Source organism: Mesobacillus sp. AQ2 (assembly GCF_030122805.1).
Lineage (GTDB): Bacteria > Bacillota > Bacilli > Bacillales > Cytobacillaceae > Mesobacillus > Mesobacillus oceanisediminis_A.
Genome location: NZ_CP126080.1, coordinates 1,920,051 through 1,935,225 on the forward strand (window position 1 = coordinate 1,920,051; position 15,175 = coordinate 1,935,225).

Sequence of the window (15,175 nt, forward strand, 5' to 3'; positions counted from 1 at the left end):
ATGAATGCAGAAATCATAGCAGTTGGATCTGAATTGCTTCTCGGGCAAATTGTCAATACAAACGCCAGGTTCCTGTCAAGGCAGCTTGCAGACCTGGGAATCAATGTATTCTATCACACGGTTGTCGGGGATAATTCCGATAGGCTGAAAAGTGCAATCAGGATTGCCCAGGAACGTGCAGAATTGATCATTTTCACTGGCGGCCTTGGGCCAACTAAAGATGACCTCACCAAAGATACCATTGCCGCTCAGCTCGGAAAGAAATTGGTGCTTGATGAGGAAGCCATGAGGTCGATCGAACTCTATTTTGAAAAAACGAAGAGGGTAATGACCGAGAATAACAGGAAGCAGGCTCTCGTGATTGACGGTTCCGTTATTCTTAAGAACGAAAATGGCATGGCTCCGGGTATGTTCCTGTCAACATCTGACCACAAGTATATGCTGTTGCCGGGTCCTCCTTCTGAAATGGAGCCCATGTTCCTGAAATATGGCCAGGCAGCTATCACTGGCATAAATGGCAGCCAGGCAAGGATTGAATCAAGAGTCCTGCGTTTTTTTGGAATAGGCGAGGCAGCATTGGAAGCACAAATAGAGGATTTAATCGATCAGCAAAGCAATCCGACCATTGCCCCGCTGGCAGGTGACGGGGAAGTGACCCTGAGGCTTACAGCAAGAGATGATGCTAATGGCACTGCCCAGGAATTAATTGATAAAGTGGAAGCGGAAATCATGGACAGAGTCGGCGAGTATTTCTATGGTTACGACGAAACCTCACTAATATTGGAACTTTCCAAACTAGTAAAAAGCAAGAACTTGACGATATCAGCAGCGGAAAGCCTTACAGGCGGGATGTTCCAGGAGGAATTGACCTCTGTTTCCGGAGCCAGCAGCCTTTTTAAGGGCGGGATTGTATGCTATTCAAATGAGGCTAAAATCGGACTGGTGAACGTCAGCCCTGCTACAATAGAGAACTTCGGGGCTGTCAGCAAAGAATGTGCGGAAGAGCTTGCGGTCAATATTGCATCGATCACCAATTCGGAAATTGGCTTAGGCTTCACGGGAGTGGCAGGCCCTGACTCTCTTGAAGGGCATCCGGCAGGAACTGTTTTCATTGGTGTACATGTAAAGGGGAAGCCAGTGCATGTAGAAAAATTGAACCTGAGCGGGTCACGAGCTGCAATCAGGAGCAGGTCAGTGAAGTTTGGCTGCCAGCTGCTAATTAATAGATTATCAGAAACACGGAAGTGATTTGCTTCCGTGTTTTTTCATTAGCGAGGTTCCTGGAGTACCGAATAGGCAGATTACTTGCCGAATTCGTGTTTTAAAGGGGATGTTCCTACTCAAAATTAGTAAAAAAGCTATTTAAAATTCAGTTTTAATGATTATTCCAGCTTCAAAAAAAAACGAATAAATGTTCGATTTTTTAATGGACAAACCGCATGGAAAAAGGTATAGTAATAGTAGGCTTTGAATAAGAGATTTGCGGACAGGCAGTATGCAGTTCGTTTTTTATATAAAAGGAGGAAATTGTGTGAGTGATCGTCAAGCGGCGTTAGATATGGCATTAAAACAAATCGAAAAGCAATTTGGTAAAGGCTCTGTAATGAAGTTGGGTGAGAAGACAGATACCAAGATTTCTACTTCTCCAAGTGGTTCTCTTGCGCTGGACACAGCGCTGGGAATAGGCGGCTATCCTCGCGGACGTGTTATCGAAATCTATGGACCTGAAAGTTCAGGTAAGACAACTGTTGCGCTCCATGCGATTGCTGAGGTGCAGGCTAATGGCGGCCAGGCAGCGTTCATTGACGCTGAACACGCGCTGGATCCTGTATATGCACAAAAACTCGGTGTAAACATTGATGAGCTTCTTTTGTCACAGCCGGACACAGGAGAGCAGGCGCTTGAAATCGCTGAAGCACTTGTACGAAGCGGCGCGATTGATATCATTGTTATTGACTCCGTTGCAGCTCTAGTCCCTAAGGCAGAAATCGAAGGTGAGATGGGTGATTCCCATGTCGGTCTTCAGGCTCGTTTGATGTCCCAGGCATTGCGCAAACTTTCCGGTGCAATCAACAAATCAAAGACTATCGCGATCTTCATCAACCAGATTCGTGAAAAGGTTGGCGTCATGTTCGGTAACCCTGAGACTACACCAGGCGGCCGTGCTTTGAAGTTCTACTCAAGTGTCCGTCTTGAAGTGCGCCGTGCTGAAACGTTGAAGCAGGGCAATGACATGGTCGGTAACAAAACGAAGATTAAAGTTGTCAAGAACAAGGTTGCACCTCCGTTCCGTACAGCTGAAGTGGATATCATGTACGGTGAAGGAATCTCCAAAGAAGGTGAAATCATCGATATGGGATCAGACCTTGATATCGTAGATAAAAGCGGTTCATGGTATTCCTATAATGGTGAACGTCTTGGACAGGGAAGGGAAAACGCAAAGATTTTCCTTAAAGAAAACCCATCCATCCGTCTTGAAATTCAGAAGAAAATCCGTGACCACTACGGTCTGGATGGCGAATTCACTGTGACTGAAACAGACGAAGACCAGGAAGAACTTCAACTGGATTAATAGATTTACACTAAGGATTAGCAAGGTCTCCTGAATGACAGGAGGCCTTTTTGGTATGAATTCACTCTAAAAATAAGAATTGATTGAATAATTAATTAAAATCGATGACATCCTTATGGGACAAACCCTTGACAATAAAATTTGGCAGCTTTACAATTAAAAATGTATATTTTACATTTTCATGGTATTAAAAACGTTTAAAAGCATTAGAGCTGTATGTTGATGCTTGTAACAATGTACATGCCGACACTTTAAAAAACGTAACACAAGTTCATAGCAAGAGGAGGTGAAAATGATGGATCTAATTATTTCAATCATCTCCATTTTGCTTGGCCTATTCGTCGGTGCAGTTGTTGGCTATTTTTATCGTAAATCCGTTGCGGAAGCAAAAATTGCAGGTGCCAAAAACGCCGCAGAACAAATTATTGAAGATGCGAAGCGTGGAGCAGAGGCAATGAAGAAGGAAGCCCTGCTGGAGGCTAAGGATGAAAATCACAAACTGCGTACTGAAGCAGAACGTGAGATTCGTGAACGAAGAAATGAACTGCAAAAACAAGAAAATCGTTTATTGCAAAAAGAGGAGAATCTTGATCGTAAAGATGAGTCGTTGAACAAACGCGAGAATCTTTTAGAGAAAAAAGATGACGCTCTTACCAAAAGACAACAGCATATTGAAGAGATGGAAAGCAAAGTGGACGAGATGGTACGAAATCAGCAGGCTGAACTGGAACGCATCTCGAGCTTAACGCGTGATGAGGCTAAATCCATCATTTTGGAGCGTACTGAGCAAGAACTTGCTCACGACATTGCACTAATGATTAAGGAAAACGAAAACAGGGCGAAAGAAGAATCCGATAAGAAAGCGAAAGAGGTACTTTCACTTGCCATCCAAAGATGCGCAGCTGACCATGTCGCTGAAACGACTGTGTCGGTCGTGAATCTTCCGAATGATGAAATGAAGGGACGCATTATCGGACGTGAGGGACGGAATATCCGCACCCTGGAAACGTTGACGGGAATAGACCTCATAATTGATGATACTCCGGAAGCAGTTATATTATCCGGATTTGACCCAATCAGACGTGAAACAGCCCGATTAGCTCTGGAAAAGCTTGTCCAGGATGGACGTATTCATCCGGCCCGAATCGAAGAAATGGTTGAGAAGGCACGCCGTGAAGTGGATGAACATATTCGCGAGGTTGGTGAACAGACGACCTTCGAAGTGGGAGTACATGGGCTGCATCCAGACCTCATCAAGATTCTTGGCCGCTTGAAGTATCGTACAAGCTACGGACAGAATGTTCTTAAGCATTCAATGGAAGTAGCCCAATTGTCCGGATTGCTTGCTGCAGAGCTAGGTGAAGATGAAACATTGGCTCGCCGAGCAGGACTCCTGCATGACATCGGAAAGGCAATTGACCATGAAGTAGAAGGCAGCCACGTTGAAATTGGCGTGGAGCTCGCTACCAAGTACAAGGAACATCCTGTTGTCATCAACAGCATTGCTTCCCACCATGGTGATACTGAGCCTACATCGATCATCGCAGTTCTAGTTGCTGCTGCTGATGCATTATCAGCTGCAAGGCCAGGTGCCCGCAGCGAAGCACTTGAAAACTATATCCGCCGTCTTGAAAGACTCGAAGAAATCTCGGAATCCTATGAAGGGGTCGAGAAGTCCTTCGCTATTCAAGCGGGAAGAGAAATCAGGATCATGGTTCGACCTGATCAAATCGATGACTTGCAGGCACACCGCCTCGCTCGTGATATCCGTAAGAAAATCGAGGAAGAGCTCGATTATCCAGGACATATCAAGGTTACAGTCATCCGTGAAACACGTGCAGTTGAATACGCAAAATAAAGCGGTGCTTCGGCGCCGCTTTTTATATTGTGGTCACATTGCTGTTTTCCTCTGATCACGATGATATGATACAATTTTTATATAAATAACTTATAGGCAGGAATGAAGATTAATGAGAATTTTATTTGTAGGGGATGTTGTAGGTTCTCCAGGCAGGGATATGGTTACGGAATACCTGCCAAAGCTGAAGGGGAAATTTCGTCCGACTGTTACGATCATAAATGGTGAGAATGCAGCGAGCGGTAAAGGGATTACCGAAAAGATTTACCGGCAGTTTCTCGAGCAGGGCGCACAGGCTGTCACTCTAGGAAACCACGCATGGGATAACCGTGATATTTTTGAGTTCATCGATGGAGCTAAATATCTGGTACGGCCTGCTAATTTCCCAGAAGAAGTTCCTGGCAAAGGGATTGTTTATTTAAAAATCAACCAGGAGGAACTGGCAATAATCAATTTGCAAGGCCGAACATTCTTGACGCCAATTGATTGCCCATTTAAAAAAGCCGATGAACTGATTGAAGAAGCTAGAAAGCGCACATCCCTCATATTCGTTGATTTCCATGCAGAAGCAACTAGCGAAAAGCAGGCAATGGGATGGTATCTTGATGGAAAAGTTTCCGCCGTGGTCGGTACGCATACTCATGTCCAAACTGCAGATGAGCGAATTTTGCCTTCTGGTACAGCATATCTGACCGATGTAGGCATGACCGGTCCATATGATGGCATTTTGGGAGTAGAAAAAGAAGCAGTTCTCAGAAGGTTCATTACAAGCCTGCCAACACGTTTCGAAGTAGCCAAGGAAGGAAGGAACCAGCTATCAGCAGTATTGATCGATTTGGATAAGAAAACTGGCAAAGCAGTGAAAATCCAGAAAATCCTTATCAATGAAGACCACCCTTTTTATGAATAAGACATTAGAGTGACAATCGTGAGACTGCAGGAAAACTCATTCGAGTTTATCTGCAGTCTTTACTTATGAGCTGAATTTGGTTATTTGGAGAAGGATTAAGTTGGATGAAAGATACCCTTGTGAAGAGGTAGGAGGGTGGATAAGGGTATCATTGCTGTCGAGAAATACCCTTTTGATGGGAAAAGAGTGCGCATAAGGGTATCATTCCTGTCGAGAGATACCCTTATGACGAGAAAAGAGTGTGGATAAGGGTATCATTCTGCCAGAGAGATACCCTTATGAAGAGTGAAGAGTGCACATAAGGTCACCATTGCCGCCGAGAGACACCCTTATGAAGAGTGAAGATTGCGCATAAGGTCACCATTCCGCCCGAGAGACACCCTTATGAAGAGCTAAGAGTCCACATAAGGGTATCATTCCTGTCGAGAGATACCCTTATGACGAGAAAAGAGTGTGGATAAGGGTATCATTCTGCCTGAGAGACACCCTTATGAAGAGCTAAGAGTCCACATAAGGGCATCATTCCGCCCGAGAGACACCCTTATGAAGAGGCAAGAGAACGCATAAGGTCACCATTGCCGCCGAGAGACACCCTTATGAAGAGTGAAGATTGCGCATAAGGTTACCATTCCGCCAGAGAGACACCCTTATGAAGAGTGAAGAGTCTATATAAGGTCACCATTCCGCCCAAGAGACACCCTTATGAAGAGGCAAGAAAACGCATAAGGGCACCATTCCGTCAGAGAGACACCCTTATGAAGAGGTAAGAGTGCACATAAGGTCACCATTCCACCCTAGAGATACCCTTTTGAAGAGTGAAGAGTCCACATAAGGGCATCATTCCGCCAGAGAGACACCCTTATGAAGAAGAAAGAGTCAACATAAGGGCACCATTGCCCCCGAGAGGTACCCTTATGAAGAGAAAAGAGTCCGCATAAGGTCACCATTCCGCCCGAATAGCATCATAACAGGGGTGTGATCCCGGTTCTAAAGGGAATTACCATTATAAAAAAGCCTTGCCATGCAAAAAAACAGAATCAAAGTCATCACTTGCAATGCTTTTTTTAACTGAAGGTCATATGTGGGCTTCCTCCTGAATATAGTAGCAGTGGAACAGACTAACCTGGATGTCCACAAACAGGACATCTGGTACGGGACAAAATAAGGAGGAGCCAGGAATGGAGATATTAAAAGTTTCAGCAAAATCTAATCCTAATTCTGTAGCTGGTGCGCTTGCTGGAGTACTGCGCGAAAGAGGGGGCGCAGAAATTCAGGCAATTGGGGCGGGTGCATTAAATCAGGCCGTTAAGGCAGTAGCGATCGCAAGAGGGTTCGTAGCACCCAGCGGCGTTGATTTAATTTGCATCCCGGCATTTACTGATATCCTGATTGATGGCGAAGAGCGGACAGCCATTAAGTTGATTGTTGAACCCCGATAAAGTAAATATCAAACACATAAGAAATTATTGATATACTCGCCTGTTTGCATGTGCAAGCAGGTTTCTTTTATTTTCTTGTATAATGGGCACAAGGGGGAATTCTTTTGAAAATCTATGATGGACATTGTGATGTTCTCTATAAACTATTAATGGATCCGACACTTGATTATGTTAAAGCAGGGGAATTACAGGTCAATTTGGAAAAGCTGAATGCTTCAGGAACGAAAGTCCAGTTGTTCGCCATTTATGTACCCGAATCGGTCCATCCTGATTTGAAATTCGAGGCAGCACTTAGGATGGTAGATTTGTTCTATGAAAAGGTTCTATCGCCGAATCCCCAAATGAAGCTTGTGACTAACAGGGCAGAGATTAATGACCTCACTGAACAAGAAATAGGTGCTGTCCTGACTCTTGAAGGTTGTGATGCCATTGGTCAGGATTTGTTGAAGCTGCGAACGCTGTTAAGGCTTGGGGTGCGTTCCGTAGGATTGACGTGGAACTTTGGAAATTATTGCGCCGACGGGGCGTTAGAGGAACGGGGGGCAGGGCTGACGAGATTTGGCCGGCAGGTTGTCCAGCTCCTGAATGAAACGGAAACAGCCTGTGATGTCTCCCATCTATCCGAGAGGGGGTTCTGGGATGTGCTGGAAGTATCAGACCGTGTGTTTGCGTCCCATTCAAACAGTTATACGAAATGCCAGCATCCGCGGAATTTGAGGGACGAACAAATCAAAGCGCTGATCGATTTGGATTCTGTCATGGGCCTCACCTTTGTCCCGGAATTTTTATCGGGTAAAAAGGAATCGGCATCGATTGATGATATAATCCGCCATCTGGAACATGTCTGTACTCTTGGAGGAGAAAATCATGTAGGCTTCGGTTCCGATTTTGACGGTATAGAATTTACGGTGAAGAATCTATCGGGAAATGATCAATATGAGAACCTTTGGAACGAATTGCAAAAATATTATACTGATATACAAGTCCGAAAGTTTCTTTTTGACAATATGGCGTCCAAACTTCCGTTGAAAAACAGCTGAAATCAATAGACACAACAGGTTTCAGTCCCTGAATAAGAGGGCCAGAATGCAGGAAACTTAAAATATTTTAACAAATAAAAAAATATTCATATTTTCGTCAAGAATTATTCTGAAAGGGTTGCTTTTTTTTTCACATAGGTCTAGAATTGAAAGCGTTTAGTACCATCCATTTACTAGATTTGACAGGGGTTTTAGAGATACCCACTAAATTCTAGTGAATTACTTGGAAAAGTGCTACACTTAATAACGAAGCGTTTTTACATATCTAAAGGGGTGTAAGAGATGATCAATCAACTTTCATGGAAAGTTGGCGGACAGCAGGGAGAAGGAATTGAATCTACCGGGGAAATTTTCTCTATTGCTTTGAACCGTCTAGGCTACTACTTGTATGGCTACCGTCACTTTTCATCACGTATCAAGGGCGGACACACAAATAACAAGATTCGGGTAAGCACTACAGAGGTTCGATCTATTTCTGACGATTTAGATATTCTTGTAGCGTTCGATCAGGAAACGATCGATGTTAACTACAAGGAATTGCATGAGAAAGGCGTCATTTTGGCTGATGCGAAGTTTGATCCTAAAAAGCCAGAAGATACTCAAGCTGCATTGTATGCGGTTCCATTTACGGAAATAGCTACTGAACTTGGAACATCTCTTATGAAGAACATGGTCGCGATTGGTGCGACAAGTGCAATCCTTGACTTGGACATCCAGGTTTTCGAGGAAGTCGTCCAGGAAATCTTCGGACGCAAAGGACAACAGGTTGTCGATAAAAACATGGAAGCCATTAAAGCTGGCTACGAATATACGAAGGAACAATTGTCGGGCGCCGAGACGATGCAGCTTGAAAAGGCTGATGGACAGAAACGTCTGTTCATGATCGGCAATGACGCAATCGCAATGGGTGCAGTAGCAGGAGGCTGCCGCTTTATGGCTGCTTATCCAATCACGCCTGCATCAGAAATCATGGAATATCTGATCAAGAAGCTGCCGGCTCTTGGCGGAACTGTCATCCAGACAGAAGATGAAATTGCTGCTGCTACAATGGCAATCGGTGCCAACTATGGCGGAGTTCGTGCGATTACAGCATCTGCGGGTCCTGGCCTTTCTTTGAAAATGGAAGCAATCGGCCTTGCCGGAATCACTGAAACTCCGATCGTTATCGTTGATACACAGCGTGGCGGTCCATCAACAGGTCTTCCTACTAAACAGGAACAATCAGACCTTATGGCAATGATCTATGGAACGCACGGCGAAATCCCTAAGATTGTCATGGCTCCAAGTACGGTCCAGGAAGCATTCTATGATGCAGCTGAAGCATTCAACCTTGCTGAAGAGTATCAATGCCCTGTTATCGTCCTGACTGACCTTCAGCTTTCACTTGGAAAGCAAACAGTCGAGCCGCTTAATTTTGATAAAGTGGAAATCCGCCGAGGCAAGCTGGCGACAGAAGAACTTCCTGAAATTGAGAATAAAGGGTACTTCAAGCGTTATGAAGTAACTGAAGATGGTATTTCACCTCGTGTCATTCCAGGCATGAAAAACGGAATCCACCACGTTACTGGTGTTGAGCATGACGAAACAGGAAAGCCTTCAGAATCTGCTGCGAACCGCATTGCCCAAATGGATAAGCGTTTCCGCAAAATCAGCAATCTGAAGTTCGATACGCCAATCCATAAAAATGCTCCGCATGAGGAAGCTGATCTCTTAATCGTAGGTTTCAACTCTACTAGAGGTGCAATCGAAGAGGCAATGGGAAGACTGGAGAAGGATGGTTTGAAAGTAAACCATGCTCATGTACGTTTGATCCACCCATTCCCTGCCGATGAAATGATGCAGCTTGTAAATTCTGCTAAGAAAGTGGCAGTTATTGAAAACAATGCGACAGGACAACTTGCGAACATCATGAAGATGAATGTCGGAGGACACGAGAAGATCCACAAGATCCTCAAGTATGACGGAAATCCATTCTTGCCGCAGGAAGTCCACACAAAATGCAAGGAGTTGTTCTAGGATGGCGACTTTTAAAGAATTTCGCAATAATGTAAAACCAAACTGGTGCCCAGGCTGCGGAGACTTCTCTGTACAGGCAGCGATGCAGCGTGCTGCTGCTAACGTTGGTCTTGAACCCGAAGATCTGGCCGTCATTTCAGGTATTGGCTGTTCTGGCCGTATCTCTGGATATATCAATTCTTACGGTTTCCACGGAATCCATGGCCGCTCACTTCCAATCGCACAAGGTGTGAAGATGGCGAACCGTGATTTAACGGTTATCGCTTCCGGTGGTGACGGGGACGGTTTCGCGATCGGTATGGGACATACTGTCCATGCGATCCGCCGTAACATCAATATCACTTACATTGTCATGGACAACCAGATTTATGGTCTGACAAAGGGACAAACTTCTCCGCGTTCGGCAGCTGGATTCAAGACAAAATCAACACCTGCTGGTTCCATCGAGCAAGCTATTTCCCCTATGGAACTGGCTTTGACAGCTGGTGCTACTTTTGTGGCACAAAGTTTCTCAACTGACCTGAAAGACTTAACTGCCCTGATTGAAGCAGGTATTAAGCATGAAGGTTTCTCGCTGATCAATGTCTTCAGCCCTTGTGTAACTTACAACAAGGTAAACACATATGACTGGTTCAAGGAAAACTTGACAAAGCTGAGCGACATTGAAGGTTATGACCCGTCAAATCGTGAAGCGGCTATGCAGACTTTGATGGAACATAAAGGTTTGGTTACTGGCCTAATCTATCAAAATACAGAGCAAAAATCTTATCAGGATCTGGTTAGCGGTTATTCTGAAACTCCGCTTTCAAAAGCAGACCTTAAGCTTGACCAGGCTCATTTTGATAAGCTTGTTGCTGAATTCATGTAATAAATCTGCACATTGCAATAAAACCCCAATCATCATGGATTGGGGTTTTATTTTTCAGTAAGAGTATGAAACTGAAAACTTGCGAAATGATTTATAGTGATAAGTATCACTACTATAATGACAGTTATAAGGTAATATGATTGAGTCGGCTTTTTTTACCGTGAATGCTGTATTTCCAATGCATACTATTGTTTTCATTGATTCAAGAGTTTATACTATTATAATGTGTATATTTAATAATTTCAGGGTAAAATATCGCCCTTTTTGCAAGTAGAATGCAGTTCAGTATGCTTCCCAGGAAAAATTACCGGGAATCTATGCTGCCTGCAAGCTTTCTATTGAAAGGAGATCTGTCATGAACGAAAATCAACGCCTGGAAGGACAGCAAGTACAAACTGAAAATTCTTCGGACAAAAAATCCAGCAAGGATTATAGCAAGTACTTTGAAACAGTATATACTGCTCCTTCTTTGAAGGATGCGAAAAAGCGCGGAAAAGAAGAGGTAAAGTACCATAAGGACTTCGACATCCCACAAGAATTCATCGGGATGGGAAAAGGCCGCAAATTCTATATCCGTACGTATGGGTGCCAGATGAACGAACATGACACTGAGGTCATGGCTGGTATTTTCCTTGGGTTAGGCTATGAGCCTACTGACAGTGTCGAGGATGCAAATGTCATCCTGCTGAATACATGCGCAATCCGGGAAAACGCTGAAAACAAGGTGTTCGGTGAACTTGGTCATTTAAAGCATCTGAAACGTGAAAAACCGGATCTGCTTTTGGGTGTATGCGGCTGTATGTCACAGGAAGAATCTGTCGTCAATAAAATCCTGAAAACCTATAACCAGGTTGATATGATTTTTGGTACGCATAATATCCATCGCCTGCCGAATATTCTCCAGGAAGCATACATGTCCAAAGAGATGGTCGTGGAAGTTTGGTCCAAGGAAGGGGATGTCATTGAAAACCTTCCTAAGGTACGCCGCGGCAATATCAAGGCATGGGTTAACATTATGTATGGCTGCGATAAATTCTGCACATACTGCATCGTTCCTTATACACGGGGCAAAGAGCGAAGCCGCCGTCCGGAAGATATCATCCAGGAAGTACGCCAGCTTGCGGCACAGGGCTATCAGGAAATTACCCTGCTGGGCCAGAATGTAAACGCATATGGAAAAGACTTCTCAGATATTAAATACGGACTGGGAGACCTGATGGATGAAATCCGTAAAATCGATATCCCGAGGATTCGATTCACTACGAGCCATCCACGTGACTTCGATGATCACTTGATAGAAGTCCTGGCAAAAGGCGGAAACCTGATGGACCATATCCATCTTCCTGTGCAATCAGGTTCTACCGATGTATTGAAAATCATGGCCAGGAAGTATACGCGTGAACAATACCTTGAACTTGTACGCAAGATTAAGGCAGCCATTCCGAATGCCACTTTGACAACGGATATCATCGTCGGATATCCGAATGAAACGGATGAACAATTCGAGGAGACATTGTCACTCGTCCGTGAGGTTGGCTATGAATCAGCGTATACCTTCATCTACTCTCCAAGAGAGGGAACTCCAGCAGCGAAAATGCAGGATAATGTTCCTATGGAAGTGAAAAAGGAGCGTCTTCAGCGTCTGAATGCACTTGTGAATGAACAGTCTGCCCAGTCGATGAAGAAGTATCAAGATCAGATTGTTGAGGTACTGGTCGAAGGCGAAAGCAAAAACAATCCGGATGTACTTGCGGGATATACAAGCAAGTTGAAGCTCGTCAATTTCGTAGCTCCTAAGTCGGCAATCGGCAAAATCGTCAAAGTAAAGATCACAGATGCAAAAACATGGTCTTTAAACGGGGAAATGGTAGAAGAAAACGAACCAGTTGAGGTGAAGTAAGTTGGCAAAATACAATAAAGATGACATTATCGAACGTTCAAGAGAAATCGCACGAATGATTGCTGAAACAGAAGAAGTGGACTTTTTTAAGCGTGCTGAAGCACAAATTCATGAGAATGAAAAAGTAAGAACGCTTATTTCTTCTATAAAAGGTCTTCAAAAACAAGCTGTAAACTTCCAGCATTACGGAAAAACAGAAGCTTTGAAAAAGACCGAGGAAAAAATCGCTTCCTTAGAAGCGCAGCTTGACGCAATTCCGGTAGTACAGGAATTCAAGCAATCCCAGATCGATGTAAATGACTTGCTGCAGATGGTCGCAACGACTATTTCTAATACTGTTACAGATGAAATCGTTGTATCAACCGGAGGAGATATCCTCCGCGGCGAAACCGGCGCTTCACTCCAGAACGGAGCAAGCTGCCACACCCACGAACATTAAATCACTAGTTAAAACAAGGCACCTGTTTATAGCAGGTGTCTTTTTTATGGAAAAGGCTCTGTTAAACAGGACAGTTAATATGCGTTCCGGGTGCTTCGCTTTCCGCTGAGCCTTCACGTTGCTTTGCTCCAGCGGGGCCTCACTTTATCAGCTTCGCCCGCAGAATATTGAGAACCTTCCTCGAACTCGCCAACGCATGAGGAAAAATTCGGAGGAGTCTACGCGCCTTCCACTACATACAATCAACAGGTGTAAAACCAATATTGAACTTTAACAGAGCCATGCGAAAAAGAGCTTTCCGTCTACAAGTGCAAAACATTATTTTGCTTTCTTTTTCAGGTTTCTCACTATAAATGGACTCCAGTGAATGCTCAAATGAATTACCCATCATCTTTCATCAATCGGGAACATTCATCGCCTGTGGGCATACAATGAACTATGCCTAAATTTTTAACAGCGGTTCTAAAATTAATCGCACACTAGTCTAATATCACGCATAGGATGAATTGAAAAAGATTGAGGAGGTTTCGCTCGCATGGGAGATTACAGAGAGATTATCACGAAAGCCGTCGTAGCGAAAGGACGTAAATTCACACAGTCCAATCATACGATCAACCCAGCGCATCATCCAAGCAGCATTCTTGGCGCTTGGGTCATAAACCATAAGTACAAGGCAAAGAAAGTAGGGAAAGTGGTTGAGGTAAACGGGTCCTACGAAGCCAACATCTGGTACTCCTTTGATGATAATACAAAAACAGAAGTAGTCACGGAGAAAGTAACTTACTGCGATGTCATCAAGCTTAAGTACCGTGATCCAGATTGCATGGATGACCATGATGTGCTCGTTGAAGTCCTTCAGCAGCCTAACTGCATCGAAGCGGTCATTTCGCCAAATGGCAACAAAATCATCGTTCACGTCGAAAGGGAATTCCTGGTCGAAGTCATCGGTGAAACCAAGGTTTGTGTCGTCACTCACCCAGGCGGATGTGACTGTGACGAGGACGAGTGGGGTCACGGAGTCGATGACGATGAATTTGAAGACTTGAACCCAGACTTCCTGCTTGGTGAGGAAGAATAACATCGAACTAGGAAGCTTCTACTTCCTAGTTTTTTTTTACGCAATAAACAGGCAGCAGCTACCCTGTAAGGTAACCCGGGGTCGCTGCTGCCTGTTTTCGTTCATGTATTTATAAGAAGAAATTCGGTTTTTCAACAGAGCTGCAAATTGGACATAATTCTGCTGCTCTCCAGGAATGGAAGGGAGTATGGCATTTTTGGCAGTTAGTTTTGATGACCGGGAATCTCTCTTCATCACTTTTATGGACTTTAGGGAAGATTTGCACTGATTTTTCTCTGCATATGTCACTGCAAAGACGGCAGCCGCTGCAGTTATGATCCGTAAGTTTCAATGAATCATCAACAAGGCGGAATACATCAGAGGGACAAATCGCAAAACATGCCTCGCATAATGTACAATCCTCTTGATTCAACTTTACCTCATAAAATGACCAACCTTTAAAAAGGTTCGAGGTTTTGAAGCTGCTTTCATTGAACCGCCATTTGATTGGAGTCATAGAAGAAAGAACGGTCTTTTTGCTGTCTGAAGTAAGCTTGGCAAAAAAGGCACGTCTTGATATCAGGAGCTGATCTCCTATATCTAATTCAACTTTATTTACGAGGGATAGTGGCTCAAATTCCATTTTCGCGAGCAGTTCATTTGTCCGCTTGACTTTCTCCTTTAGCTCCTCGCACATCAATGGATCATGGACGCGTCGTATTCCTTTCTTATGATAATAAAGAAGTTCAGTGACAGTAGGTAAAGCAGAACCATTCTCCAATAAAATATGATTTTGGATGATTCTCCTTGGTGGTGACTGTCCTTTAATCGCCTGTACCGGGCAAATCGTGATACAGACACCACAAGTCGTGCATGATTGTTTGCTAATATTTATTTCGCCATTTTCCACACGTATGGCTTCTGTGGGGCATTCGTCTATGCAGGCTGTACAGGAACTCATGTGACTGATTTTTCTTGTACAGGAGGAGGAAATCTCCAATTCATAACTCAAGCTTTCAATCCAATTGCCAATCAGCGACATTGAAGGTCACCTCAACATTCATTTTTACTACACT

Annotated in this window: 12 protein-coding genes; 11 read left to right on the forward strand and 1 reads right to left on the reverse strand. The window is 44.1% G+C overall.

Annotation, left to right across the window (positions count from 1 at the left end; genetic code table 11):
• The 11 genes from QNH36_RS09470 (at position 1) to QNH36_RS09520 (ending at position 14,120) form a co-directional block, all read left to right on the forward strand.
• Positions 1 to 1,248 (forward strand): competence/damage-inducible protein A, encoded by a 1,248-nt coding sequence (locus QNH36_RS09470; protein WP_283905081.1) that lies wholly within the window; start codon positions 1 to 3, stop codon positions 1,246 to 1,248.
• Positions 1,249 to 1,531: 283 nt separating this feature from the next.
• Complete coding sequence (gene recA, locus QNH36_RS09475) at positions 1,532 to 2,572, forward strand: recombinase RecA (RefSeq protein WP_144474941.1); 1,041 nt, start codon at positions 1,532 to 1,534, stop codon at positions 2,570 to 2,572.
• Positions 2,573 to 2,867: 295 nt separating this feature from the next.
• Positions 2,868 to 4,430 carry a ribonuclease Y gene (gene rny / locus QNH36_RS09480; RefSeq protein WP_144475011.1) on the forward strand — a complete coding sequence of 521 codons (1,563 nt, stop codon included), beginning with the start codon at positions 2,868 to 2,870 and terminating at the stop codon, positions 4,428 to 4,430.
• Between the two features lie 112 nt (positions 4,431 to 4,542).
• Positions 4,543 to 5,340 (forward strand): TIGR00282 family metallophosphoesterase, encoded by a 798-nt coding sequence (locus QNH36_RS09485; protein ID WP_144474942.1) that lies wholly within the window; start codon positions 4,543 to 4,545, stop codon positions 5,338 to 5,340.
• Between the two features lie 1,178 nt (positions 5,341 to 6,518).
• Entirely contained in the window at positions 6,519 to 6,779 is a 261-nt protein-coding gene (gene spoVS / locus QNH36_RS09490; protein WP_010193268.1) for a stage V sporulation protein SpoVS, read from the forward strand.
• A gap of 104 nt (positions 6,780 to 6,883) precedes the next feature.
• Positions 6,884 to 7,819, forward strand: coding sequence for a dipeptidase (locus tag QNH36_RS09495; protein WP_144474943.1), 936 nt, complete (start codon positions 6,884 to 6,886; stop codon positions 7,817 to 7,819).
• Between the two features lie 282 nt (positions 7,820 to 8,101).
• Positions 8,102 to 9,835, forward strand: coding sequence for a 2-oxoacid:acceptor oxidoreductase subunit alpha (locus QNH36_RS09500; RefSeq protein WP_144474944.1), 1,734 nt, complete (start codon positions 8,102 to 8,104; stop codon positions 9,833 to 9,835).
• Between the two features lies 1 nt (position 9,836).
• Positions 9,837 to 10,703: a 2-oxoacid:ferredoxin oxidoreductase subunit beta gene (locus QNH36_RS09505; RefSeq protein WP_144474945.1), complete on the forward strand. Its 867-nt coding sequence runs from the start codon at positions 9,837 to 9,839 to the stop codon at positions 10,701 to 10,703.
• Positions 10,704 to 11,058: 355 nt separating this feature from the next.
• Positions 11,059 to 12,603: a tRNA (N6-isopentenyl adenosine(37)-C2)-methylthiotransferase MiaB gene (gene miaB, locus QNH36_RS09510; RefSeq protein WP_144474946.1), complete on the forward strand. Its 1,545-nt coding sequence runs from the start codon at positions 11,059 to 11,061 to the stop codon at positions 12,601 to 12,603.
• A 1-nt stretch (position 12,604) separates the two neighbouring features.
• A complete protein-coding gene (locus QNH36_RS09515) occupies positions 12,605 to 13,042 on the forward strand; it encodes a YlbF/YmcA family competence regulator (protein ID WP_144474947.1) in 438 nt (145 codons plus the stop codon).
• Between the two features lie 535 nt (positions 13,043 to 13,577).
• A complete protein-coding gene (locus QNH36_RS09520; protein WP_144474948.1) occupies positions 13,578 to 14,120 on the forward strand; it encodes an outer spore coat protein CotE in 543 nt (180 codons plus the stop codon).
• Positions 14,121 to 14,229: 109 nt separating this feature from the next.
• Here QNH36_RS09520 and QNH36_RS09525 read toward each other — a convergent pair whose 3' ends face one another.
• Complete coding sequence (locus tag QNH36_RS09525; RefSeq protein WP_349654845.1) at positions 14,230 to 15,141, reverse strand: 4Fe-4S dicluster domain-containing protein; 912 nt, start codon at positions 15,139 to 15,141, stop codon at positions 14,230 to 14,232.
• Positions 15,142 to 15,175: the final 34 nt, after the last annotated feature.

Bases quoted from the DNA above. Each gene is read 5' to 3' on its own strand.
- QNH36_RS09470 (WP_283905081.1), top strand. From the start codon at position 1: ATGAATGCAGAAATCATAGCAGTTGGATCTGAATTGCTTCTCGGGCAA.
- rny (WP_144475011.1), top strand. From the start codon at position 2,868: ATGGATCTAATTATTTCAATCATCTCCATTTTGCTTGGCCTATTCGTC.
- QNH36_RS09485 (WP_144474942.1), top strand. From the start codon at position 4,543: ATGAGAATTTTATTTGTAGGGGATGTTGTAGGTTCTCCAGGCAGGGAT.
- spoVS (WP_010193268.1), top strand. From the start codon at position 6,519: ATGGAGATATTAAAAGTTTCAGCAAAATCTAATCCTAATTCTGTAGCT.
- QNH36_RS09500 (WP_144474944.1), top strand. From the start codon at position 8,102: ATGATCAATCAACTTTCATGGAAAGTTGGCGGACAGCAGGGAGAAGGA.
- QNH36_RS09505 (WP_144474945.1), top strand. From the start codon at position 9,837: ATGGCGACTTTTAAAGAATTTCGCAATAATGTAAAACCAAACTGGTGC.
- miaB (WP_144474946.1), top strand. From the start codon at position 11,059: ATGAACGAAAATCAACGCCTGGAAGGACAGCAAGTACAAACTGAAAAT.
- QNH36_RS09520 (WP_144474948.1), top strand. From the start codon at position 13,578: ATGGGAGATTACAGAGAGATTATCACGAAAGCCGTCGTAGCGAAAGGA.
- QNH36_RS09525 (WP_349654845.1), bottom strand. From the start codon at position 15,141: ATGTCGCTGATTGGCAATTGGATTGAAAGCTTGAGTTATGAATTGGAG.